Source organism: Streptococcus porcinus (assembly GCF_901542335.1).
GTDB classification, from domain to species: domain Bacteria; phylum Bacillota; class Bacilli; order Lactobacillales; family Streptococcaceae; genus Streptococcus; species Streptococcus porcinus_A.
Genome location: NZ_LR594036.1, coordinates 808702 through 833793, shown reverse-complemented (window position 1 = coordinate 833793; position 25092 = coordinate 808702). Strand labels below are relative to the sequence as shown.

The window sequence follows — 25092 nt, the reverse complement described above, 5'->3', positions numbered from 1 at the left end:
ATTTCAGCAAAGCTTGCCAGCAATCGCAAGCTTTACTGAGACAAAAATTATCTCAGTCTAAAAGAGCGACCGACAAAGGTCGCTCAAACTTTAGATTTATTTATCTGGAACAGTAATGTCACCAGAAATAATTTTTTCTTTAGCTTCTTTGATTGCTTTTATAGTATCATCTGAAAGATTAGTTGTTGCAATATCAACACCACCATCTTTTAAGCCATAAACAGTCGTTTTGCCACCAGGGAATTTTTTATCAACAACAAGTTTGTTAATGAGTTGAACTGATTTACCAACTTTTTTGATTGAAGATGCAAGCACAAAGTTTGATTTTTTACCATCTTTAGATGTGAAGTTTCCTTCATCTTTTTGGTCACGGTCAACACCGATAACCCAAACTTTTTCAGCGTCAGTTTTTTTCTCATTACGTGCTTTTGCTTCGTTGAAGACGCCCGCACCAGTTCCACCAGCAGCTTGATAAATGATATCTGCACCACTAGCATATTGTGCAGCAGCAATTGTCTTACCTTTAGCAGCATCACCAAAGGATCCAGCGTAATCAACTTTAACCTTGATTGAGCTATCAACAGATTTAACACCTTCTTGGAAACCTTTTTCAAAGCGTGTAATTACTGTACCCTTCATACCACCGATAAAGCCAACTACTTTTGTCTTTGTGGTTTTGGCAGCCGCAATACCAGCAAGGTAAGCAGCCTCATTATCAGCAAACGTTACGCTAGCAACATTGTCTTTACCTTCTATAACATCATCGATGATAACATACTTAGTTTCTTTATTATCTGTTGCTGCTTTAGCAATAGCATCTTTAAGAGCAAAACCAATACCGTAAACAACTTTGTAACCGTCAGCTGCCGCTGTATCTAGATTAGTTGCATATTCAGATTCACTATTTGATTGGAAGTAGTTGAAACCAGCCCCTTTCTTAAGACCCATTTCTTTACCCCAAGTTTGTAAGCCTTCCCAAGCTGATTGGTTGAAAGATTTATCATCAACACCACCAGTGTCAGTAACAATTGCTACTTTTAAATCTGTTTTAGCATTTTTGCTATCAGATTTTGAAGGACCGCGATGTCCACATGCAGCTAAACTTACTAAAGCTACAGAAGCTAAACCAAGACCGATAAATTTCTTGTTCATGAAAATGAACCCTCCTAAAAATGTTTCTAGCAATCCCTTGCTGAAAAAATATATATAGCCTTATGGCCAAATAACAAGTTAAAGTCAGATTTTAAGATAAATCTGTAAAAGAATATGGAAGCAGATCCCTCACCGTTGTCAAAGTAGTACGACCATCTTTAGCAATGAGCGTTACTTTGGCAGTGGGTTCAAAAAATTCAGCCATTACTTGGCGACAAGCTCCGCAGGGAGAAACTGGTTCCTGTGTTTCCCCAAAAATGGCAATTTCAGATAATTCTTTGTGTCCCTCCGATACTGCTTTAAATATCGCTGTACGCTCTGCACAGTTTGTTAATCCAAAACTAGCATTTTCAATATTACATCCAGTAAAGAGTTTACCTTCACTTGTCAATAGAGCTGCGCCTACTGGAAATTTTGAATAGGGAACGTAAGCATATTTGCTAGCCTCAATGGCAGCAGACTCTAACTTAGTAGCCACCATTAGATGTCTCCCCATTGATAATTTTCACACCAGCAGATGTACCTATTCTAGTAGCTCCAGCTTCAATAAAAGCTAACGCATCTTCCAATGAACGAGCACCACCAGCAGCTTTTACACCAACATTGGGACCAACAGTTTGACGCATCAATTTAACATCTGATACAGTAGCTCCACCCGTTGAAAATCCTGTTGATGTTTTAACAAAGTCAGCTCCAGCATTAACGGCCAACGTACAAGCTTTAACTTTTTCATCATCAGTTAATAAACATGCTTCAATAATGACCTTCACAAGTTTGTCTCCACTTGCTTCCACTACTGCTCGAATGTCATTCTCTACGTAGTCGTAATCACCTTGTTTCATACGTCCAATATTGATGACCATATCAATTTCATCTGCACCATTTTCAATAGCATTTTTAGTTTCAAAAGCCTTTGTTTCTGATGTAGTTGCTCCAAGAGGAAAACCAACTACCGTACAAACTTTAACATCAGAATCTCTTAAAGATTGCGCACAATAAGATACCCAAGATGGATTAACACAAACACTAGCAAAATCATACTCTTTTGCTTCTAATAATAATTGATTCAATTGTTCCTTCACACTATCTGCTTTCAATAAAGTGTGGTCAATATATTTATTTATTTTCATTAAAACACCTCAAGATATGACTTCTATAATCTCTTTAGGAGCAATTCGCTCTTCACCTATTTTAACATTTTTTTCGAATTCTGTAATCACATTTTGACTTAAATCTTGACTAGAATAAATCACTGCGATACGGTCTCCGACTGTGATAGAATCACCGATTTTCTTGTCAAAAACAATCCCACTTTCGTAATCAAGTTGATCGGTTTTAACAGCTCTACCTGCTCCTAGTTTCATCGCAAATAAGCCAAATTCTAATGCTGGTAGTTCTGTAATATAACCATCTGCTTTTGCAAAGATTTCAGTCTGTACTTTTGCACTTGAAGGTCTGTAAAGATCAATTAAATCCCCTCCCTGTCGGTTAACCATCTCTTCAAACTTGGCTAAAGCATGGCCTGAAACTAGATGTTCTTTAATTTCATCTTTTGATTTTGAAATTCCAGCAAGTTCTAGCATTAATTGACCTAAATCACAAATGAAGTTGGTTACATCCTCACGGCCTTCCCCTTGCATTATCTGAATTGCTTCCAATACTTCTAAACGATTGCCAATAGCTCGACCCAAAGGCTGGCTCATATTAGTAATAACTGCAATTGTTTTACGTCCTACTTCCTTCCCTAAATCAACCATTAAACGTGACAATTTTTCAGCATCTTCAATGGTCTTCATGAAAGCACCATCTCCAACTGTAACATCTAGTAAGATACTGTCAGCACCAGCTGCAATTTTTTTACTCATAACAGAACTAGCAATCAGAGGAATAATATCAACGGTAGCAGTGACATCGCGTAAAGCATAGAGCATTTTATCAGCTTTAACCAACTTATCCGACTGGCCAATAACCGAGAGCCCAATTTCTTGAACTTGTTTAATAAATTCATCCTGACTAATGTTAATATTGTAACCTTTGATAGCTTCTAATTTATCCAGTGTACCTCCGGTGTGGCCTAAACCTCTACCACTCATTTTTGCAACTGGCACACCGAAACTCGCTACTAAAGGTGCAAGGATTAAGGTCACCTTATCGCCAACACCCCCAGTAGAATGTTTATCTGTCTTAATACCTGGAATTGCCGATAAATAAATCTGCTCACCAGATTTAACCATTGCCATAGTCAAGTCTTTAGTCTCGCGAGTTGTCATGCCTTTAAAGTAAACTGCCATAGCAAATGCAGACATTTGGTAATCTGGCACAATTCCTTTGGCATAATTAGAAACCAACCATTCAATCTCCTGAGTGGAAAGTTCTTGCCCATCTCTTTTTTTCTGAATTAAATCAACGGCTCTCATCCTTTAATACTCCTTAAAATATAATAGCCTTTTACTTTTTTTACAATCTCTACGTTGCCAAAGATTGATTCCATTTTTTCTTTAGCACTTGGTGCCCCTTGTTTTTTTTGGATGACAATTGTTAGGTCACCATTTGAGTGAAGAAAATCGAAGGCTTTTTCGATAATTTCATGCACAACTTTTTTACCTGCTCGAATAGGGGGATTACTAATAATATGATTAAACTGTCCGATAACATTTTCATAGATATTTGATTGGTATACCGTCACTTCAACTTCATTATAGGTTGCATTTTTCTTTGCAAGCTCAATAGCTCGGTTATTAATATCAATTAGTGTCGCGCTGACTCCTTGGGCCTTGGCAAGAGTAATTCCTAAGGGACCATAGCCACACCCCACATCCAATAGACTTTCTCCCTTTCCAAAGGATAGACTATTGAGAAGAACTTGACTTCCAAAATCAATCATTTTTTTTGAAAAAACACCAGAATCTGAAAAAAAAGTGAACTCTTGACCTAAGAGTTTAACACCTAATTTATGAATGTCATGTTGACTATCTGGATTTTCATCATAATACATTTTCGACATGCTTTTTCCTATCTATTTTCGATGCTTATACATTCTAACATACTTTGAAACGGTTTACAAGACGCTTATTTTTAAACCTTTTTTGCATATTGTTCGTTTTTTTACGAACTTTTAGAATGATAACTATCTGACTATTGTGAATACCTTAATAAAACGCTTACATAAGCTATTCTAAAGGGTTTATTTCTATATAATAGTCGATATTTTTTTATATATCTTTTTTAAAATGGTATAATAGCTCTATTGTCATTCAATAAGGAGCTATTATGACCAATGAATTTATTAATTTTATAAAAATGACTCGCCAATCCTGGAAAGATCTTCACCAGCAGTCTCGTCCCTTGCTAACCGAAGATGAACTAGAAACTATAACAAGTCTAAACGATAATATCAACATTACAGATGTTATTGAAGTCTATCTTCCACTTCTAAATCTCATACAGATATACAAAATTAACCAAGAAAATTTGTCTTTTTCTAAAAGCCTTTTTTTAAAAAAAGATGCTCATTATCGGCCTTTTATCATCGGTGTCTCAGGCTCAGTGGCAGTTGGAAAATCTACAACAAGTCGTCTGCTTCAACTACTCTTAGCTAGAACCTTTAAGTCCAGTAAAGTAGAATTAGTGACAACTGATGGCTTTCTTTATCCTAACGATTATTTATCAAAACATGATATCTTAAATCGCAAAGGATTCCCTGAATCTTATAACATGGAGTTACTTTTGAATTTCTTAGATGCGATGAAAAACGGTATCACTACAGAGGTACCAGTTTATTCTCATGAAATTTATGATATTATTCCTAACCATTTGCAAACTATTGAAAGCCCTGATTTTTTAATAGTTGAAGGAATAAACGTTTTTCAGAATCAGCAAAATAATCGCCTCTACATGAACGATTATTTTGATTTTTCAATATATATTGATGCTGATAGGAACCATATCGAAAATTGGTATATTGAACGGTTCGAAAGCATTCTTGAATTAACCAAAAATGATGACACTAATTTTTACACTAAATACGTATCCATGCCTAGAGACGAAGCAATTACTTTTGCTAAAGAAGTCTGGAAAAATGTCAATTTGGTTAATTTAGAAAACTATATTGAACCAACTCGAAACCGTGCACAAATCATCTTGCATAAAGCACAAGATCACAAAATTGATCAAATCTTTATCAAAAAATAAATATGACTTGCCAAACTAGTATTAATCCTATATAATAGTGTAGTTAGATTAATACGGAGGTGAAAACATTGGCAAATATTAAATCAGCTATCAAACGTGCAGAACTTAATGTTAAAGCAAACGAAAAAAATTCCGCACAAAAATCAGCTATGCGTACTGCTATCAAGGCATTTGAAGCAAACCCATCTGAAGAGCTTTTCCGCGCTGCTTCTTCAAGCATCGACAGAGCAGAGTCTAAAGGTTTGATTCACGCTAACAAAGCTAGCCGCGATAAAGCACGTCTTGCTGCTAAACTTGGCTAATAAATATCCAATGAAAACTCCACAAGGAGTTTTTTCTTTACACAAAAAAGGTTAGAACAACAGGTTCTAACCTTTTAGAACGTAGACAAACTCTTAAAAATAAAAATATTTGAATAGACTTGCGTAAAATGGCAAAATATTAAACTCTTAGAAATGTTGATGTTCCAATATTTCTGAGAGTTTTTGATTTTCATAATAAAGAAAAAGATTGAAGAAATTTGTCCAAAATGGACTTTTTCTTCAATCTGAAAGGTTAGAACAACAGGTTCTAACCTTTTTAATTTAGTGGAAGTTTAACCTCAAACACACTACCCTTGCCTTTATTATCATTCACAAGAATAGTCCCCTTTAAAGAAGTAACGATTTGTTGAGCAAGTGATAATCCTAATCCAAAGCCGCCATGACTCCTTGTTCTAGCTTTATCTACTCGATAAAAACGGTCAAATATTTTCTTTTTGTCGGCATCTGTAATACCTGGTCCATTATCTTCAACAGTAATAAAGAAATGTTTATCCGTATTTCTAACAATGATTTTAATAAAACCTGACTCATCTGTATATTTAATCGCGTTATCAAATAAAATTGTCATTAACTGTTTTAATAAAGATTTATCCATTCTGATTGGCTTTGTAACGGTATTAACAGACTCAAAGCCTTTTCCATATTCTTCAGCAATTAATTTATAATTATCAAAAATACCATCAAAAAAATGACTTGGTATCTCTACTATTTCAGGTTTAATGCCATCATCGCGACGAGCTAAATTCAAAAGATTCGTCGTCAATATTCTCATATTACGAACCTCTTCTAAGCTTGAGGCAATTGCTTCACTATTATCTAAGATACTTTCGTTGGGCTTGCGAAAAAGTGTTTCTAAACGATTTTGGAGTACGGCCAAAGGCGTCCTTAATTCATGACTGGCATTTTCAACAAACATCTTCTGTTTTTCATAGCTTTCAAGAATTGGTTTGCTACTCCAATTGGCTAAATAGATACTTGCCAAAATAGAAATAAGCCAAAATAAAATCATGATTATAATAATTATTTTTTCATAGCGTTCATTAGTTTTTTCAGATTGCTCTACATTAACAACAGCCATTAAATAGGCAACTGATGGGTAATTATTAGAGTGCACTCTAACGGTAATAGTATGGAATTTTTCCTCATGACCATAGTAATTAACAAGTTTTCTAGTTTTGATTTCATTTAAATCACTCTTTTTAAAAGAGAAATTTTGGAAATTAGAAAGGGCATCAAAGGTATTAATTACCATACCATTAGCATTAAATAGAATAATATCGGTATTTGCGACAGGTTGATCACTGTTTTTCCCTTTTAAATCATCTAGATTTGCTTTGAAATTTAAATCTTGTCCATCAAAATAGAAAGAAGAAATTCTTTCCATCGTTCGGTTAGCATAGAGAGTTGAATGAGTCGCCACAGCTGTCAAACTTGTATCTACTGATGAGTAACCCCCCACTTTCATAATTTGTAAAATAATAACCGTCATCACAACAAATATACCTGTAAAAACGGCAAAAAAATGAAAGAAACGATCAAAATTATCTGATGTAATAATAGCTCTATATTTAGTCATTTGCTTTTAAAATGTAGCCAACACTACGTAAGGTCTGTAAGTTTGCTGCAAAATCAGTATCTTTTAATTTCTTTCGAATTTTAGAAACATAGACTTCTACAACCGAAATAGTGGTATCACTGTCAAAGCCCCAAATCCGATCAAAAATTTGTGATTTTGGTAAAATAACATTCTGATTTTGAAGCAAATAGATGAGTAAATCATATTCTTTCCCTAATAGTTCAACGGCACTATCATTCACTTTCACAGAATTACGATCAAGGTCAACTCTAAGATTACCAAATGTAATACTGTATTCATTAAACTTGCCGGTTCGTTTAAGTAAGGCTTGAATACGCATTTTAAGCTCTTCCAAGTAAAAAGGTTTTGTTAAATAGTCATCAGCTCCTAGTTCAAAACCATGCCCCTTATCATCCAAACCTTCTTTGGCAGTCATAATTAAAACAGGGGTCTTGATATCCTTTTCTCTAAGCTCTTTTAGAACTTGAAAACCATTTTTTTCTGGGAGCATTAGATCTAAAAGAATTAAATCATAAACCCCGCTTTCTGCTTCATATAAACCTTCATCTCCATCAAAAACTTGCATAACATCAGCAAAATCATCGAGAAAGTCAAAAATAGAATTTGATAAACTTAAATCATCTTCAACTAGTAATATTTTTATCATTGCACTTCTCCTATTTAGCATCCCTGAAGGTTATCACTCCGTTCAGTACTATCACCTTAAATCATATCATATTTTGCTTAATATTTTCTAAAAAAGTATTCACAAAAAAGGAAAACCTTAGGCTTTCCTTTTCATCAATTAAGCTACCACATTTAAAGAGAACACAAACTACTAATCTTTATGGCTAACATCTGATAAAGCATGATAAACAGCTAGTTTTTCTGTTTCGATGAGAGCAAGACGAGCTGAAATCTCATTAATACCCATTTTGATATTTCGACTAATCGCCATATCGTCTAACTTAGGCTCAAAGAAGGCTTGATACTCATCAAGACGTTTTTTCGTTTTGAAAATATTAGCAGGATAAATAACAAACTTATCAAAACTCATATCTCCACCTAATGCTGCTTTAATCCACTCCCAGTCTTCACGTGCCCATTCCCAAGTTGCTTCTTGTGTAAACTCTTGAGAAAGTAAGAAACGGTACCACATTGCTAAATCTTGCGGTTTAACAATCATCTTGTCTTTAAGGCTAACTAAAATCCGACGAAGAGTTGCTTGACTATGAGTTCTAGATATAGCATAAGCCAAATCAACGCGAATATTGTTATCTGTCGTAGAAATGTAAGTATCAAAATAGCAGTTAACCAGGTCTTCTGTTTCAAAATACTTCATCTGATTGAGGAGAACAAAACGTCTTGTGGCAGCTGGTAGTTTAGTTAAATCTTCAGCATGTGCTTCAAATATTGTTTTCGCTACTTGAACAGCATCTTCATTACCTGTAGCAATTAACTGACCTAGGGTAATCTGACGAACCATTTCTGCTTCATCTGTTTCACCTGTTACTTTTTCAAAGCCATGCGCACGATAATCAGCTTTAAAAATAGTAGTTACCAATTTATTATAATCTAACTGCGCAGTTGATTCTTCATCTACAAAAGTATCTAGTCCTACGAGAACTTGGTCAATAGCGGAAGCTACCATATAAGTTTTTTCTTCGGTTAGTTTAGCAATCAAGCTTACTAACTCGGCATACGAAACTAGACCACTTTCTGCCAATAAACGACGCTCTTGGATAATTTGGAGTAGGCTAGTTTGATCAAGTTGTTTGAGGTCATCTTGTATCGCTTCAAAAATAGGCCCTTGATAGTTAGTAATATAGTGTGCCGTATTCTCAGTATTTAACCTTAGCGGAACTATATTGTCTGCTTGTAATTGACTAAAATTTGGAATAACAAGTTCTTTTTCCGTTAAAATATCTGGTATCTCTTCCCAGGTTGCATTCAGAGGAATAGGCCAAAGACGGTCTTTTTCGTCATGTTCGCCGATAAAGAATTGTTCTTGGCGAATATGAAGCTGATCATCTTCAACTGATAGAGTTACTACTGGATAACCAGGTTGTTCCAACCAAGCATCCATAAAACTTGCGACATCTTTACCTGAACTTTCACTTAATGCATTCCATAAATCACGACCGACAGTATTACTATATTGATGTTTTTCGAAATAGAGAGCTAATCCTTTAGCAAAATCAGCATCACCAATCCAGCGTCTCAACATATGCATAAGTCGACTTCCTTTTGCATAAACAATTGCTGGATCAAACAAGGTATTAACTTCGTCAGGATGATTGACAGCTACGTGGACTGATTGAACACCATCAGTTGCATCACGTTTTAAGGCTAATGGAACCCCTCCCGTTTGGAAGTCCTCAAAAATTTTCCATGAGGGTTCAATAGCATCAACGGATACATATTCCATCATATTAGCAAAACTTTCATTTAACCAAAGGTCATCCCACCATTTCATCGTGACTAGGTTACCAAACCATTGATGTGCTAACTCATGCGCGACAACTAATGCAACTTGTTGTCGACTTGAGGCTGTGGAATTCTTATCAACTAGTAGATAAATTTCGCGATATGTGATTAAGCCCCAATTTTCCATTGCCCCAGCAGAAAAATCAGGTAAAGCTAAGTTATAGGATTGTGGGATAGGGTATTTGACACCAAAATAATCTTCATAAAAGTCAATAACCCGCACAGCTATATCTAATGAAAATTCTAAAGCGCTGCTAGGATGTGCTTTTGTTGAGAAAATCCCAACCTCTGTACCATTTTTAGTCCTTGCTGTGATGCCCTGCAATTCTCCCAAGCCAAAAGCTAAGAGATATGAAGACATCTTTGGCGTAGTATCAAAAGTCCATAAACCAGTTTCTTTTCTTAGCTCCACATTAATTTCTGGCATATTTGACAGAACTATTTCACCTTCAGCTTGATCAAATTTAATACTAAGGTCAAACGTTGCCTTTGCTTCCGGTTCATCAATACATGGAAAAGCTTCCCTTGCAAAATGGCTTTCAAATTGGGTTGAAATAACCTCTTTTGCTTGGCCATCAACTGTGTAATAAGATGGGTAAATACCAGTCATATTATCAGTAATATGCCCTGAAAATTCAATAACTAAGGTCATCAAGCCCGTTACAGGTAGCTCTATATGAAGCGCTTCATTTTCATCATTTTTGTGAAAATGAACAGCTTCGTTATCCAATAAAACAGAATGAATCATTAAATCCTTTTGATGAAATGAAACATTATGATCAAGTGCTTCTCCGTTAATGGCAACATTCCCGGTAAATGTTTTGTTTTCACGATTAATATCTAGAAAGATATTATAATTTTCTGGAACAAATTTCTCAATAAGATGTTCTACTGTCTTCATAAAACTCCTTTATTTATGATTAGAAAAATAGTGATTAGAAAAAAACTTTCTAACCACTATTATATCATACTTTATTATAATTCAATAATCTTTCCAGTCTTCAAGTAGACTATCCATTCGCACAAATTACGAGCATAATCACCAATTCGTTCAAGATACATTAAGACTTGGAAATATTCTTTCCCAGCAAATGCTGCATCAGGAGTTTTCTTAATTTCTTCTACTGCCAAAGTTTGAATTTCACGGTAATAATTGTCAATAACTTCATCATGAGCAGCAATTTCGTACGCTTTGACATCATCGCTAGTAATGTAAGCATTTAGGGCATCTTCAACCATGTGTTTTACGGCTTTACCCATAAGATTAATCTGTTCCTCAACTAAAGGAATCCGTTCTTCACCCTTCATCCGAATGGTTGCCTTCGAAATAGATGAGGCATGATCACCAATTCGTTCAATATCACTAGAAGCCTTAAGAACAGTTATAACAGTCCTTAAATCATTAGAAACAGGTTGCTGCAAAGCAATAATTTCAAGCGATTTTTTTTCTAATTTTGTTTCAAATTCATTAATAATAACATCTGCTTCAATGACTTCTTTTGCTAGATCACGGTCATGACTAACAAAAGCGCGAACTGACTTGTTTAGTTGTGCTAAAACTTCAGTTCCCATTGAATAGAATTGATTATGTAATTTATCTAATTCTTCTTCAAATTTCGTTCTTAACATTGTTTCTCCTTATCAATTACGGTAACATTAACCAAATTTACCAGAAATATAATCTTCTGTCTCTTTACGTTCCGGATTCATAAACATTTTCTTAGTATTACCAAATTCCAACAAATCACCTGCTAAGAAAAATCCAGTCCGATCAGATAAGCGGGAAGCTTGTTGCATTGAACGCGTAACAACAACCATAGTATAGTCTTTTTTCAAGGCAAAAAGTGTCTCCTCAATTTTACCCGCTGAAATAGGGTCTAAGGCTGAGGTTGGTTCATCTAACAAAATAATTTGAGGACTCGTCGCTAATACACGAGCAACACAAACACGTTGTTGTTGACCTCCAGAAAGACCTAAAGCTGAGTCATGTAGTCTGTCTTTGACTTCTTCCCAAATAAATGCACCTTTCAATGAAAACTCAACAGCTTGATCTAAAACTTGTTTATCTTTCACACCCTTAATTCGTAAACCAAAGACAACATTTTCATAAATAGACATCGGAAAGGGATTAGGTTGCTGAAAAACCATTCCAATTTCTTTACGTAAATCAACCGTATCTGTTCTTGGACTATAAATGTTATGGCCATTGTAGGTAATTGAACCAGTAACGGTCACTTCTGGATTTAAATCGCTCATCCGATTAATAGCGCGCAATAAAGTTGACTTACCAGATCCTGAAGGTCCAATAAAAGAGGTGATTTCATTTGGATAGATATCAAGCGAGACATTTTTCAGGGTTTTCTTTTTGTTATAGTAAACAGAAAGATCATTTATTTTTAAAATAGGGTTTGACATGCTGTTCCTTTCTATCCAAAGTGACCTGAAACATAATCATTGGTTGATTGACATTTGGCATTTTGAAAAATATTTCGTGTCTTATCGTATTCAATCAAGTCTCCCAAATAAAAGAAGGCTGTATAATCACTGGCACGAGCCGCTTGTTGCATGTTGTGCGTTACTATAATAATGGTATAGTTTTTCTTCAAGTCAAACATTGTTTCTTCCAATTGCATTGTTGCAATAGGATCTAAAGCCGAAGCAGGCTCATCCATCAAAAGAATGTCAGGTTTAACCGAAATTGCGCGAGCAATACACAGACGTTGCTGTTGTCCACCAGAAAGGGTAAAGGCAGATTTATGCAAGTCATCTTTAACTTGATCCCATAAAGCGGCTTGCTTTAGAGAGGTTTCTACAATCTCATCTAGCACTTTTTTATCTTTAATACCTGCACGTTCATGGGCGAAAGTAATATTACGATAAATAGATTTTGCAAAAGGATTAGGGCGTTGAAAGACCATTCCAATATGCTTTCGAACTTCAAAAACATTCATTTCAGGTCGATTGATATCAATACCTTGATATATGATTTCACCTGTTACTTTTGCCACATCAATCGTATCATTCATACGGTTTAAGCTTCTTAGATAGGTTGATTTACCACAACCAGAGGGACCTATTAAAGCTGTAATTTTATTCTTTTCAAACTGCATATCAATACCCTTGATCGCTTCCTTGTTACCATAATAAACATGTAAATCTTTTGTTGATAACGCAAGGTTAGCTTCAGAAAAGGTTTTAATATAGCGTTCTTCCCAGTTATATTCTGTCATGTTTTCTCCTCTAGCTTATTTTGCCGCAGTCATTTTCGAGTGTAACTTCTTACCAATGAAACGAGCAGATAAGTTGAAAATTAAAATGAAGATCAATAAGACTGCTGCACTACCGGCAGATACCAAAGTACCATCTGGGATAGTGCCTTCGCTGTTAACCTTCCAAATGTGGACTGCCAAAGTTTCTGATTGACGGAAAATTGAAATTGGGCTAGTGACACTAAGTGGATTCCAATTTCCCCAGTCTAATGCTGGAGCAGATTGTCCAGCTGTATAAATCAAGGCAGCTGCTTCACCAAAAATACGACCTGAAGCTAAGACAATACCTGTTACAATACTTGGTAAAGCTTCTGGAATAACAACATGAAAAACAGTCTCCCAACGTGATAGGCCTAATGCTAGTCCTGCTTCTCTTTGGGTATGGTGAACATGTAAGAGGCTATCTTCAACATTTCGAGTCATCTGCGGAAGATTAAATACCGTTAAGGCTAAAGCTCCGGAAATGATTGAGAAGCCATATTGAAATTGGACAACAAAAATTAAATAACCAAATAAACCAACGACAACTGATGGTAAAGATGAAAGTATTTCTATACACGTCCGAATAAAATTTGTAAGAGGACCTTTCTTAGCATACTCGGCAAGGTAAATACCTGCTCCTGTTGATAATGGAATTGAGATAATCAAAGTGATGATTAAGAGGAAAAATGAATTATAGAGCTGAATACCAATACCACCACCAGCTTCATATGAAGATGAATTTCCTGTTAGAAAATGCCAACTAATGTGTGGTAGTCCACGTAATAAAATGAAAAGAATTAATGAAGCTAGAATAGCTACAATGATTCCAGCAATGGTGTACAAGGTACCAGTTGCTAATTTATCGACTTTCTTAGCGTTCATAGTTTCTCTTTCTCTCTTTCGTAATTAATTTTACTAATGAGTTAAAAGCTAAGCTCATTAGTAATAAAACCAATGCAAGGGACCAAAGAACATTGTTTTGAACTGTTCCCATAACAGTATTACCAATCCCCATTGTTAATACAGATGTCAAAGTAGCCGCTGGCGTTGTTAATGACGTTGGCATAACAGCAGAATTACCAACAACCATCTGAATAGCCAATGCCTCACCAAATGCCCTAGCCATACCAAATATAATAGCTGTGAAAATCCCCGGCCGAGCGGCGTTCAAAACAACACGCCAAATAGTTTGCCATCTTGTAGCCCCCATTGCCATACTTGCTTCGCGGTAGTGCCTAGGGACAGCTTTCAAACTATCAACGGTCATGAAAGTTACAGTCGGTAAAATCATGACGAACAAAACACAAACACCAGATAAAATACCAAACCCAGTACCGCCAAAAATTGTCCTGATAAAAGGTACAATTACTTGTAAACCAATAAAACCATATACAACTGATGGAATACCGACTAGTAATTCAACCGCTGGTTGCAATAATTTAGCCCCATATTTTGGTGAGATTTCAGTCATAAACACTGCAGCCCCGATAGCAAAGGGTGTAGCTACTAAAGCAGATAGAATGGTGACCAAAAATGAACCACTAATCATCGGTAAAGCACCTAAAATTGGAATACCGTTCTTTCCTTTGACACTTGGTTCCCATCTATTTCCAAATAGAAAATCAAAAATATTGACCTTATCAACAAAGAAGGTAGATAGACCTTTTTGTGCAACAAAAATTAATATCATTGCAACTATAAATACAATTAGTCCCAAACAAAGAAAGGTAAGAATTCTACCAAATTTTTCTAAACGTGAATTTTTAGAAGGTGAGACTAGTTTTTTCGCTAAATCCTGATTATTCATAATTCCCTCGTTACTTTTTAGTTACTTTTCCATCGTGTGACTTAACAACTTTCATTTCAGTCATTGGAATATAACCCATGTGTGTTACAATTTTTTGCTGAACACTTTCAGATAACATATAATCTAAAAATTCTTGTGTTAGACCATCAGGTTTTCCGTAAGTATACATATGTTCATATGACCAAATTGGCCAGTCATTTGTTTTTACATTTTTAGCCGTTGGTGAAAAACCATTTAATTTGAGAGCTTTCACTGAATCATCAACATAAGAGAAGGCCAGGTAGGAAATTGCTCCTGGTGTTTGAGAAACAATTGATTTCACCATTCCGTTTGAATCTTGCTCTTGACTTTGCTTGGCATTGACATCACCCATAATAACATCATCAAAAGTGGCACGAGAGCCCGAGCTTGCCGCACGATTGATAACTGAGATATTTAAATCCTGACCACCAACTTCTTTCCAGTTAGTATATTCACCTGAGAAAATGCGGCGAAGTTGTTCAGTTGTTAAATTTGAGACTTTTATTTTCGGATTAACAATCACTGCTAAACCAGCAACAGCCACTTGATGATCCATCAATTTACTAGCATCAATACCATCTTTTTCTTCAGCAAAGAGATCACTGTTACCAATTTGAACAGATTTTGATTGCACTTGCGAAAGTCCTGTTCCAGAACCGCCACCTTGGACATTAATGGTCTTTCCTAAATGATGCTTTCCGAATTCATCTGCTGTCGCCTCCACTAAGGGTTGCAAAGCAGTAGATCCAACTGCTGTGATGGATTCTCCTTTTTGAATCCAACTAGAACATGCCGTTAGAAAAACTGTGGTTAATGCTAACACACTTACAAAAAAGAACTTCTTCTTCATACTCATTTTAAATTTCCTATTCATTAAAAAGTAGAGGAGCTTTTAATAATAAACTCAAACATAATAGTAACATATCTAAGTTACCATTTAAAGAGCTTTAACTCCAAAAGGATGATATTTTTTACAGCTTTTTTGGCTAAATTTTATATAAATTTTAAGATAAAAAAAGCACATTGAAAACTTATATATCTAAATAACTTTCAAAATGCTTCCATTCAGACTCGGGAAAAAACATCAACTTTTGTCTCGTTTGAAAATCTGGTGTCCTCCCTTCAAAAGTTTGGATTTTATATCCTAACTTTTGACCAATTATTAAGGCTGCCGCATAATCCCAAGGTTGAATATAGGAGATATAAGCTATTAGTTCTTGTGTCATGACTTTTAGCATTGAAATACCAGCTCCGCCATATATTCTGACCCCTAGACTATGACTGATTAAGTTAGTTACTCCATAATCATTGTTTAGGTACAAGCCCGCGTTACAACCGATTAAGGATCTATCCAATGGTTTGTGACGATAAGGCTCTATTTTTTGCTCGTTAAGATAGACATCAAAAGTCCCTCCACCTGAAAGCAGTAAGTCATTCATAACATCATAGATGAGGCCAAAACGGCCTTTCCCATCTTCATAATAAGCGATCATGATAGCAAAATGGTTTCTTTGAACCACAAAATTAACTGTCCCATCAATAGGATCAATTACCCATACATTACCATCTGAAATTGGATGACGAACCTCATCCTCTTCAGCTAGAATATAATCATTTGGATAAGAATTTAATATGCTTGAGATAAGAAAGTCCTGTGTTTCTTGGTCAACATTGGTAACTAAATCATCATGTTTACTTTTAACTTGAATAGCTAGACTTTCAGACATCTTCTTCTTAATAAAGTCTGCAGCTTCTTTAATTAATTTTTGGGCAAATGAATATTTATCTTCCAAGTGAAAAATACCCCTTCTCAAGTTCTTTAGCCTTTTTAACTACCTGATAGGTCGAATAGCCACTATTTTTTTGAAAATCCCTATCAATCTGCTTTTCTTGCGATTTGCTAGGAACAATTTTTTTAAAGGTAGCATAGCTTTGTAAGAGTTGGCTAGCTTCTACCTTCGCTTCATAAGCTTTTTCAACCTGATTTAAAAAAGAAAGCACTGATGTAATTTCGTCAGTGCTCCAATTTATGTCAAGTGGATAAGTATAATTATCTGACATGTTATCCCTCAGTTTCAGCTTTAATCGTTGCTTGACGCAATTCCTGTTTACGATAATCCCTTGGTAAAAAAGCTCGTATCTCATCCTCATTAAAACCAATTTGCATCCTTTTAGTATCCATAATGATAGGACGGCGCAATAAACTTGGATTTTCAGCAATTAACGTAATCAAGTCAGAAATCGACAATTCATCAACATCAACATTAAGTTTTTGGAAAACCTTTGACCTTGTTGAAATGATATCTTCTGTACCATTTTCAGTGAAAGCCAAAATAGCCATTAACTCATCACGACTTAGTGGACTAGTAATAATATTATGTTCTTGAAAATTTACTTCATGTTTTATAAGCCACGCTCTTGCTTTTCTGCAAGAGGTACAGCTAGGTGATAAAAATAAGGTAACCATATTTTCCCTCTATCAATATACTTACTTTATTATACAAAAATTTAATAAAATTGGCTATCCTTTTTTAAGGATAATTCATCGATTTTCAGAACGCAAAAGTATTTCAGTGCCAATTTAAAGCTATTTTTTTATCCCGCTTTAACTGCTCTACTAAGTCTTCAATACCTTCAAATTTGGTCATTTCTCGTATCTTTTCTAGCCAGATGATCTCAATTGATTCCCCATAAATCTCCCTATTAAAATCAAAAATATTAGCCTCTAACCTTAATTCTGTACCACCAAAAGTAATATTTTTACCAATACTTGTCATTGATCTGTAGCGCTGACCATTGACAATAACATCTGTCACATATACTCCATCAGCAGGCAAATAAGTGCGATCAATGGGAGCTAAATTAGCTGTTGGAAATCCCAATGTGCGCCCACGCGCATCGCCATGGACAACCATTCCTCTTGTAGAGAATTCATAACCTAGCAGTTGATTAACCTTGGCAACATCACCTTTTTTAATTAACTCTCTTATCCAAGTTGAAGAAATTTTTCGATCTTCATAAGAGATTTCTTCAATAGTATGAACTGTCCCTTCAAAATTTCGTTGTAAATAATCAGAATTAGTTCTGTTATGACCAAATTTATAATCAAAACCTACAATAATATGCTTTGCGTTTAGCCGACCAATATATTCTTTAATAAAATTATCAGAAGTAATTTTTGAAAATGCGGTAGTAAAGTCAACAAGATAGAGATTGTCCACTCCATATTCAGCAAATTTCTCATATCTTTTTTCTGGATAAACAATATGTAACAATAACTCTGGCTCAAAACGTGCAAATGCTAACTTTGGCGACTCAGTAAATGTGAATGTCACAACCTTAAGAGATTCTTTTGCGGCAATGGCTTGCGCTCTATCAAAAAGTGCTTTATGACCACGATGTAAACCGTCGAAATAACCTAAAACAAGGATAGTCTCTTCGGGTTCGAAAATTTCCTCTGCAATTTTAATGTGTTTAATATTCATTTTTTTCTCACTACTTCTTCTCTTTTTATAGTTTAGAGAAAGACTTTTCTCGGTTTATAACCCTCATTACATTTTTCAACGATGGCTATCAACTGCTCTTGATGAAATACAGCTAAAATATCTTCCGAACTTGGCAACTGAATCCGTCGTCCAAAAGACAATTCTTTTGATTCTTGTTCACTAATCATTAGTTTGGCTAATTCTGTAACTCCATATTCGATAGGTAACAAAAAAGAGTAATCAGTCTCAACAACCATTTTTTCAATATCTAATAGAGTGAAGGCATTATCAAGTTTTAAGCCCGCAGAAGCCGTCCGCTCTAAGTAAGACATATGGCTCGCATAACCCAGTTTTTGCCCCAAATCGACAGCTAAAGTTCTGACATAAGTGCCTTTACTACACGAGACTTTAAAATCAAAGTGACATAGATTGTTTTCATAAATTAATGGACTAGTTCTTTTGAATTCGCTGATGGTAACCTGTCGTTGTGGCCGTTCAACTTCCTCACCTGCACGGGCATACTCATATAATTTACGTCCCTTGACTTTAACAGCTGAATACATCGGTGGAATTTGAGTGATTTCCCCCTGAAAAGAAGCCATTACCCCATCAACAACATCCTCCTCTAGTGGTCTAGTCACTGGCGTCTGTTCAACTATAGATCCTGAGGCATCTTCGGTATCCGTTGAAAAACCTAAGGTTACTCGTCCTTCATAAACTTTACCAGCCTCAGTCATAAATTCTAAAACCCTTGTCGCTTTGCCGACTGCAATTGGTAAAACACCTACAACGTCGGGATCTAGAGTTCCACCGTGACCAATTTTCTTTTCTCTAAGAATGCGCCTCAATCTAAAAACAACATCATGTGACGTCATTCCCGCTTCTTTTTTGACATTTATGATTCCGTTCATTTCTCAATCTTTCTAATATACGACCTATACTCACATCATTATAACCGTTTTAAAACTTAATTGCCAAGAGAAAAAACTCCAAACTCGGAGTTTTAGATTCTTTAATGGAGCGGCTCTCCAAAATCTTCACCTACTATTTATTTAGTTGCTTAAATTTGTCAGCCATAGTAGGATTATGTCGAGTAAGCTTCTTGATAGAAACATCATCAAGTTTATTATTAGCCAGACGAAGCTGATTTTCACTAGTCGTCAAGAAACGCTTAACCTCTTCCATCCTTTTAATCGATTTATCAATTTCGTCAATAGCCTTTTTGAAATTAGTACTTGCTGAATTGTAATTCTTAGCAAAAGCTGTTTTAAAAATATTCAAATCTTCTTCGAAATGTGTAATATCAATATTCTGCTCTTTAACCAAAGCGAGCTCTTGCTTATATCGCAGTACATTCATCGAAGCATTTCTCAAAAGGCCAATTATTTGCACAAAAAATTGTGGACGTACCACGTACATTTTTTCATACTCATGACTAACATCAACAATTCCAGTATTGTAGTAATCATTGTCTGCCTCAAGCATTGTCACTAAAACAGCATACTCACAGTTTTTCTCACGACGATCACGGTCAAGCTCTTTAAAAAAATCACTGTTTTTATGTTTGGTTTTAGTCGTATCAGCCTCATTCTTCATTTCGAACATGATTGATAAGATTTCCACCCCATTGGCGTCCAGCTCACGATAAATATAGTCTCCTTTTGAGCCACGACTAGAAAGTTCATTATCTTTAGCAAAGTGCGCATTAGGGAAGGCATAGCTGCGAACTTTATTGAATTCTGTTTCAGCATAAAGTTCTAAACTTTCACCAATTGCTTTTGTTGATTGCTGCGCCTTAAAGTTTTTATAAAATTCAACTTGTTCATTAGCAGCCTTTAATTGAGATTGGAAATCACTCTTTAAAGAAGATAGGGATAAGGCACTTTCTTTTTCTTGCAGTAATAATTCATTTTTCAAACGATCCCGCTCTTTTTCTACACTATTAAGGGCAGATTGTAGCTTAGTCTGATTCTCCAACTCTAGTTTTTCTAATTTATTTTTGAGATTGTTCAGTTCTTTATCCTTATCTGACAAAGTGTTAGCAAGTTCCAATGCATTTTGTGAAGCAATCTTGTCCAGTTGGCCTTGAAGAGACAAGATTTCCTGATCTTTTTTAGCTAATTCGTTTTCTTGTTTATATTTTTCTTCTTTTAGTTGTTGCTCCAATTGATTTTCAAGTTGATGGATAAGCAAGTCTTTTTGACCTAATTCTTCTTGTAAAGTGTTTTGGGCTTTTTGATCATGTAATGCTAACTCCTTGTAGAGTCGTTCTTTGATCTCTTTTTCAAATTCTTCACCACGAACTTGTGCCAGTAGTTGACTATATTCTGACTCATTAATAGTGAACACTGTCTGGCAATGAGGACATTTTATTTCATTCATAATCATTTTCCATCCTAAACTTATATTGTTCCTATTATACCAAAAAAAGACCTAGCCTAGGTCTTCTAAGATGCTATTAAAAAATAGATTAATAATATTCTTTGTATTCTTTATAAAATTCTATTTTTTCAAGAATAAACTGTTCTAAATCTTGCAAGATTTGAAAAATTTGTGACCGATTTTCAAATTCAAGACGAGTTTTTGGGAGTTCCCCTTGCCTATATGTCTCTAATAAAAGGGAAATATCTTCCCGCAAAGTTAAAGCAGAGTTGGTTTCACTGAGTTGTTCAGCTGTTTCATGAATGAAATGAGCTAACAAAATACTTTGACGGTTGCGTTCTGTTATTTTTTTGCAACTCTTAACCATCTTGTCTACTATTCTCAGCTGATGACGCCTCATCTCAAAATAATGAACATGGTAATTAGTCTGCTGAAAGACTTGATTGTGGCTATCCCTATAAACCAAGACTAAGGCTTGCTCCAATAAATTTTCTAATTGTTCTAAAGAGTGATAGAGTCGGTTATCAAAATGCGTTAACAAGGAAGATTCGAGTTGAAAAAGCAGGTCTTTGAGTTCTTTTTCAATTATTTCATGGTACTGCTGTATCTCTTTTTTTGGAGTCTTCATGTAGGCATTCCCTAACAAGGCCGTACTTGTGCCGACAATAAATAGCAAAAATTCATTACTCAGAATGTGGAAGTTAAGACTTTTAAAAACGAAAAGATGAGTAACTAGAACAGTTATCGGAACTAAACCCGATTCTAATTTCAAAAAGTAAAGTATTGGAATACTAAAACTCAAGTAAACTGTAAAAGCTAACATTGAAAAGCCAAATACTATAAAAGACAAAAAAGCGATACAAAATGCCAAAAAGAAGGCAAATAACCGTTCTCGTGCCACCTTTAAACTTGTTTTCCTTGTATCATGTAAACTCAATAAGGCAATAATGCCAGCAGAAATGGCATAGGTCAAGTGTAAACTTTGAGCAATGAGAATAGCTAAGATGGTTGTCACCACCATTTTAATAGTTCGTTCTAATAGGGGCATTAGTTATCCTTTATTTATATATACTTTTTTCAATGTCATTTTGTAAATGGTACCACTCCTGCTCAGCACGTTGAATTTTCCGTTGATACTCGCTTAACCCCCGTAAATATTGATTAATCAAATAATCTTGTTTAACCAAAGGCATAGCGGGAACAGGTATCTCTAACAGTTCTTTAGTAGATAAGTTAATAACATCCTTACCATGATCCGCACGATTCAGAAATTCCTGACCAATATCAGAATCTAAGAAAAATTTGATATAATATCCTCTCAGTTTATCCAGTGGCCGTAAGACTGTAATGTTTGACGATGCAACAATCTCTCGCTTTTGTTTTTGAAAGACACAGACTTTTTTCACTGTTCCTTTAGAGGCAATGAGAACATCTCCATCTTCTAAAAAATAACGTAAAAGTTGTCTGCGTTCCAAATGAAAAGTGCGAAGGTTTTGGTAATTAATCCCTGCTAAACTCATGTCAGAAAGGTTAATTAAGGCAAATTCTCCATCTTCAACTTTACTACTCACTGCCTTCCCCTTAAAACACTCGACCACATCGCCTATGATAATCTTTTTGATATCACTATTATTAAGATAGCTTTCTAGACGTTCATCCATTTTCTAGTATCCTTCTATTATATCGTAGTATTTAAATACTACCATTATTTTTGTATTTATTCAAGTTAAAAAAAGCTAGATTCGAAAATTCAAATCTAGCCTCTATTATTAATCTACTGATTTCAAAGCATCTAACATTGCTAACCTCTGTAACTGATAAGATACCATAATTCCGAGCAACATAACAATAAGAGAAATTGCTATAACAGGAACAAAATAAACGTAACTATCGACCTGATAGCCAAAGCTCATAGTAGATGATCCCATAAGACTCATTAATAGTTGGTGCAAATACTTACCAGCAACTAGACCCAAGATGATACCAATGATACTCAAGATTACCGTTTCTCTGTAAATGTATAAGGTCACTTCATAATCATAAAAACCTAAGACTTTTACCGTGGATAGTTCTCTTAACCGCTCAGCAATGTTAATGGCCGTTAAATTGTATAAAATAATCAATGCCAACATGAGTGATAGGACAACCAATAATGTCATAACATCTCTTAGGGAAGTAACGACAGACTTCACCGTTTCTATGACAAGGGTATTTTGTGCTACAGCTTGAACAGTTGATCTATTTAATAATTTTTTAGCGTATGCTTTTACAAACGAGGCGTCGCCTTTATTCAATCTAAGCAGATAGCCAGGGTGAAACTCTGTCTGACCAAACTTTTTTTTCTGATAAGTTTGTGACATAAAGATATAGTGACCTACGTTCATATCGGCTATTGCGACTACTTTAACTTTATAAGTCTGATTTGTGTCAGTTTTCAAAGTTAGACTATGTCCAGGAATAACCTGATAAAAAGAAGCCAATTTTTTTGACAAGATAACTCCCTCTTTAGAAAGTTCCAAAGTTTTCTGCGTTTTACTATCACGCAAATTAATAAGAGGTAACAAGTTTGAATCAGAGGTAGCTATTAAACTAACTGCCCTTTTGCTACTTTGACCTTTTATAACAAGTTTGGTGCTAGACACAGCAATCCTTTCTTTTTCTCTGATTTCCTTATCCATCAATAGAGACTGGCTTAGTTTATCATCTACTCCTTCTTGATTAGCTTTGCCAATCACCATAATATGATAGGGCGTCAGCACTCCAAACTGATGATCAATCACTTTTGATAAGGAGGACTGAATCCCTAGACCTGAAAATAAGAGAGCTACAGAACCAGCAACGCCGAAGATAGTCATCGACATCCTAAGTTTATAGCGAAAAATATTTCTAACCATTACCTTGTAGGTAAAAGACAGTCGTTGCCAAATAAAAGGTACTTTCTCTAGAAAGATTTGAGCTCCCTTACTTGGGGGCTTTGGTAACAAAAGCTGAGCAGGTTTTTGGAAAAGTTCACGACGAACAATAATATAAACTGGCAGTAAAGCAGATAAGGACGCTAAGAAATAGGCTAAAAAGGTATACGTCATATAGAAATCCATTTGGACTCGTCCAATCACCAATGGTTTGGTAATAATCTCTGCAATCATACTTGACAAGAAATAAGTTCCACCTAAGATCCCTAGACTAGTTCCAAAAAAACTTGCTAAAAAACCATAGCTAAGGAACTTAACCAGAATAGCTTTCTTCTTATAGCCCAGGGCTAAATAAAGTCCCGAGTTAGTTCTTTCCTCGTCCACAAAGCGTGTCATCGTAGTAAAGGTCACTAAGGCAGCTACTAGGTAGAGAACAACGGGAAAAATATTACCTACCTGTGAAATACTAGTCATTGAAGTATCATAAATGTTATAGCCATCACCGCCTGGTATTGTTTCCCTATTATAGACAGTATAGCTAGGCTTAACTAATTGATTAATGCGTTTTTTGGCTTCTATAATCTGTTTATCTTCTTCTTCCAGCTTAGCCTGAGCTGTGTGTAGCTCATTCATGGCGACCTCAACTTGATCTACTTGTGGTAGTAATTGCAAGGATTTTTCTTTAATAGCTATTTCTTTTTTAGCCTTGTCCACTTGTTCTTCAGAAACGCTTATTTTCTTTAAAGACTCTTCTTTCAGGGATAAAAGTCTTTTCTCTGCATTATCAGTAAAGAGACGATCGACCGTTTTTTCTTTTTCTTGTAGTTTTAATTTATAATCTTTGGAGAAGGCATCAGAGCCTTTTAGACTTTTAAAAGTTATCCTAGCAATGTTATTCTCCATTTCGAAATTAGAAGAGCTTAGAAAGCCATATAGAGCTAAATTACCGTCCCCAGCCTGTGAACTTCCTAAATTTTGCTTAGACCATATATCTGATGAATTAACAAAACCAACAATCTTTAATTTGTTAACCTTTATTAGTTTCTTTTTAGCAGGCTTCACTTCTATTGTCTGTCCAAGGCGATAATTTTTGCTCTGCCAACTTGAAATCGCAATTTCAGACTCTTTTTGCGGTAATCTTCCTTTGATAATGGATATCTTAGAAATCTTTTTAGGTATTGAAAAAAGTCGAATAGATTTTGGCGTCTCTATTATTTCTGCATCTAAAAGGTGCCCCAATTCATAATCCGCGTCCGGAATACTCTTTAAATCTTGTATATCCTCAGCAGAAAATCCATAGGAGGTGACTAAACTCAGGTCCATCATCTTGTTTTTATCAATAAAATGGTTAGCTGTCCTAGATAGGTCCGGACTGGTTACTTTGAGACCAATCAAGGCAAAAGAGCCTAAAGCCATTAATAAAAATAGTGAAATAAAACGAGCTTTGGTTGACCAAATGGAGCGACAAAGCTCTTTCCATAAAGTTTTATTCATTTACAAGCTTC

At 35.3% G+C, this 25092-nt stretch carries 25 protein-coding genes; 2 read left to right on the top strand and 23 right to left on the bottom strand.

Features of this window, described 5'->3' with window-relative positions:
* Positions 1-96: 96 nt before the first annotated feature.
* The 5 genes from FGK96_RS04045 to FGK96_RS04025 all read right to left on the bottom strand — a co-directional run bounded on the left by FGK96_RS04045 (position 97) and on the right by FGK96_RS04025 (position 4156).
* Positions 97-1152, bottom strand: coding sequence for a BMP family lipoprotein (locus tag FGK96_RS04045; protein ID WP_138081642.1), 1056 nt, complete (start codon positions 1150-1152; stop codon positions 97-99).
* 91 nt (positions 1153-1243) lie between these two features.
* Positions 1244-1633 carry a cytidine deaminase gene (locus FGK96_RS04040; RefSeq protein WP_138081640.1) on the bottom strand — a complete coding sequence of 130 codons (390 nt, stop codon included), beginning with the start codon at positions 1631-1633 and terminating at the stop codon, positions 1244-1246.
* The gene (deoC, locus tag FGK96_RS04035) at positions 1620-2282 is read right to left on the bottom strand and encodes a deoxyribose-phosphate aldolase (RefSeq protein WP_138081638.1); all 663 of its coding nucleotides are present in this window, start codon (positions 2280-2282) and stop codon (positions 1620-1622) included. Before deoC ends, FGK96_RS04040 begins: the two co-directional genes overlap by 14 nt.
* A gap of 9 nt (positions 2283-2291) precedes the next feature.
* Positions 2292-3569 carry a pyrimidine-nucleoside phosphorylase gene (locus tag FGK96_RS04030; protein WP_138081636.1) on the bottom strand — a complete coding sequence of 426 codons (1278 nt, stop codon included), beginning with the start codon at positions 3567-3569 and terminating at the stop codon, positions 2292-2294.
* Positions 3566-4156: a class I SAM-dependent methyltransferase gene (locus FGK96_RS04025; protein WP_138081634.1), complete on the bottom strand. Its 591-nt coding sequence runs from the start codon at positions 4154-4156 to the stop codon at positions 3566-3568. The genes FGK96_RS04030 and FGK96_RS04025 overlap by 4 nt, the downstream gene beginning before the upstream one ends.
* A 266-nt stretch (positions 4157-4422) precedes the next feature.
* Here FGK96_RS04025 and coaA point away from each other — a divergent pair, with 266 nt between their 5' ends.
* Positions 4423-5343 (top strand): type I pantothenate kinase, encoded by a 921-nt coding sequence (gene coaA / locus FGK96_RS04020; protein ID WP_138081632.1) that lies wholly within the window; start codon positions 4423-4425, stop codon positions 5341-5343.
* Between the two features lie 59 nt (positions 5344-5402).
* Entirely contained in the window at positions 5403-5645 is a 243-nt protein-coding gene (gene rpsT / locus FGK96_RS04015; protein WP_081461234.1) for a 30S ribosomal protein S20, read from the top strand.
* Positions 5646-5922: 277 nt separating this feature from the next.
* Here rpsT and FGK96_RS04010 read toward each other — a convergent pair whose 3' ends face one another.
* From FGK96_RS04010 to FGK96_RS03925, 18 genes are all read right to left on the bottom strand, one after another.
* Positions 5923-7242, bottom strand: coding sequence for a sensor histidine kinase (locus FGK96_RS04010; RefSeq protein ID WP_138081630.1), 1320 nt, complete (start codon positions 7240-7242; stop codon positions 5923-5925).
* Positions 7235-7909 carry a response regulator transcription factor gene (locus FGK96_RS04005; protein ID WP_138081628.1) on the bottom strand — a complete coding sequence of 225 codons (675 nt, stop codon included), beginning with the start codon at positions 7907-7909 and terminating at the stop codon, positions 7235-7237. Before FGK96_RS04005 ends, FGK96_RS04010 begins: the two co-directional genes overlap by 8 nt.
* Before the next feature lie 171 nt (positions 7910-8080).
* Complete coding sequence (locus FGK96_RS04000; protein WP_138081626.1) at positions 8081-10630, bottom strand: M1 family metallopeptidase; 2550 nt, start codon at positions 10628-10630, stop codon at positions 8081-8083.
* Positions 10631-10704: 74 nt separating this feature from the next.
* On the bottom strand, positions 10705-11358 hold the full coding sequence (gene phoU / locus FGK96_RS03995; protein ID WP_007893157.1) for a phosphate signaling complex protein PhoU: 654 nt from the start codon (positions 11356-11358) through the stop codon (positions 10705-10707).
* A 27-nt stretch (positions 11359-11385) separates the two neighbouring features.
* Positions 11386-12144 (bottom strand): phosphate ABC transporter ATP-binding protein PstB, encoded by a 759-nt coding sequence (pstB, locus tag FGK96_RS03990; protein ID WP_138081624.1) that lies wholly within the window; start codon positions 12142-12144, stop codon positions 11386-11388.
* A gap of 11 nt (positions 12145-12155) precedes the next feature.
* Complete coding sequence (pstB, locus tag FGK96_RS03985) at positions 12156-12959, bottom strand: phosphate ABC transporter ATP-binding protein PstB (protein WP_138081622.1); 804 nt, start codon at positions 12957-12959, stop codon at positions 12156-12158.
* Between the two features lie 15 nt (positions 12960-12974).
* Positions 12975-13862, bottom strand: coding sequence for a phosphate ABC transporter permease PstA (gene pstA / locus FGK96_RS03980; protein ID WP_138081620.1), 888 nt, complete (start codon positions 13860-13862; stop codon positions 12975-12977).
* On the bottom strand, positions 13852-14787 hold the full coding sequence (gene pstC / locus FGK96_RS03975) for a phosphate ABC transporter permease subunit PstC (RefSeq protein ID WP_138081618.1): 936 nt from the start codon (positions 14785-14787) through the stop codon (positions 13852-13854). The genes pstA and pstC overlap by 11 nt, the downstream gene beginning before the upstream one ends.
* Before the next feature lie 10 nt (positions 14788-14797).
* A complete protein-coding gene (locus FGK96_RS03970) occupies positions 14798-15664 on the bottom strand; it encodes a phosphate ABC transporter substrate-binding protein PstS family protein (protein ID WP_138081616.1) in 867 nt (288 codons plus the stop codon).
* Positions 15665-15839: 175 nt separating this feature from the next.
* On the bottom strand, positions 15840-16601 hold the full coding sequence (locus tag FGK96_RS03965; RefSeq protein ID WP_138081614.1) for an inositol monophosphatase family protein: 762 nt from the start codon (positions 16599-16601) through the stop codon (positions 15840-15842).
* Positions 16591-16869 carry a UPF0223 family protein gene (locus tag FGK96_RS03960; RefSeq protein WP_138081612.1) on the bottom strand — a complete coding sequence of 93 codons (279 nt, stop codon included), beginning with the start codon at positions 16867-16869 and terminating at the stop codon, positions 16591-16593. Before FGK96_RS03960 ends, FGK96_RS03965 begins: the two co-directional genes overlap by 11 nt.
* 1 nt (position 16870) lies before the next feature.
* Positions 16871-17275: a Spx/MgsR family RNA polymerase-binding regulatory protein gene (locus FGK96_RS03955; RefSeq protein WP_003083419.1), complete on the bottom strand. Its 405-nt coding sequence runs from the start codon at positions 17273-17275 to the stop codon at positions 16871-16873.
* A gap of 103 nt (positions 17276-17378) precedes the next feature.
* The gene (locus tag FGK96_RS03950) at positions 17379-18293 is read right to left on the bottom strand and encodes a bifunctional riboflavin kinase/FAD synthetase (protein WP_138081610.1); all 915 of its coding nucleotides are present in this window, start codon (positions 18291-18293) and stop codon (positions 17379-17381) included.
* 32 nt (positions 18294-18325) lie between these two features.
* Entirely contained in the window at positions 18326-19204 is an 879-nt protein-coding gene (truB, locus tag FGK96_RS03945) for a tRNA pseudouridine(55) synthase TruB (RefSeq protein ID WP_138081608.1), read from the bottom strand.
* 133 nt (positions 19205-19337) lie between these two features.
* Positions 19338-20675: a DUF2130 domain-containing protein gene (locus FGK96_RS03940; protein WP_138081606.1), complete on the bottom strand. Its 1338-nt coding sequence runs from the start codon at positions 20673-20675 to the stop codon at positions 19338-19340.
* 88 nt (positions 20676-20763) lie between these two features.
* A complete protein-coding gene (locus FGK96_RS03935) occupies positions 20764-21723 on the bottom strand; it encodes an aromatic acid exporter family protein (RefSeq protein ID WP_138081604.1) in 960 nt (319 codons plus the stop codon).
* Positions 21724-21733: 10 nt separating this feature from the next.
* Complete coding sequence (locus FGK96_RS03930; RefSeq protein WP_138081602.1) at positions 21734-22336, bottom strand: restriction endonuclease subunit S; 603 nt, start codon at positions 22334-22336, stop codon at positions 21734-21736.
* 108 nt (positions 22337-22444) lie between these two features.
* Positions 22445-25081 (bottom strand): ABC transporter permease, encoded by a 2637-nt coding sequence (locus FGK96_RS03925; protein WP_138081600.1) that lies wholly within the window; start codon positions 25079-25081, stop codon positions 22445-22447.
* Positions 25082-25092: the final 11 nt, after the last annotated feature.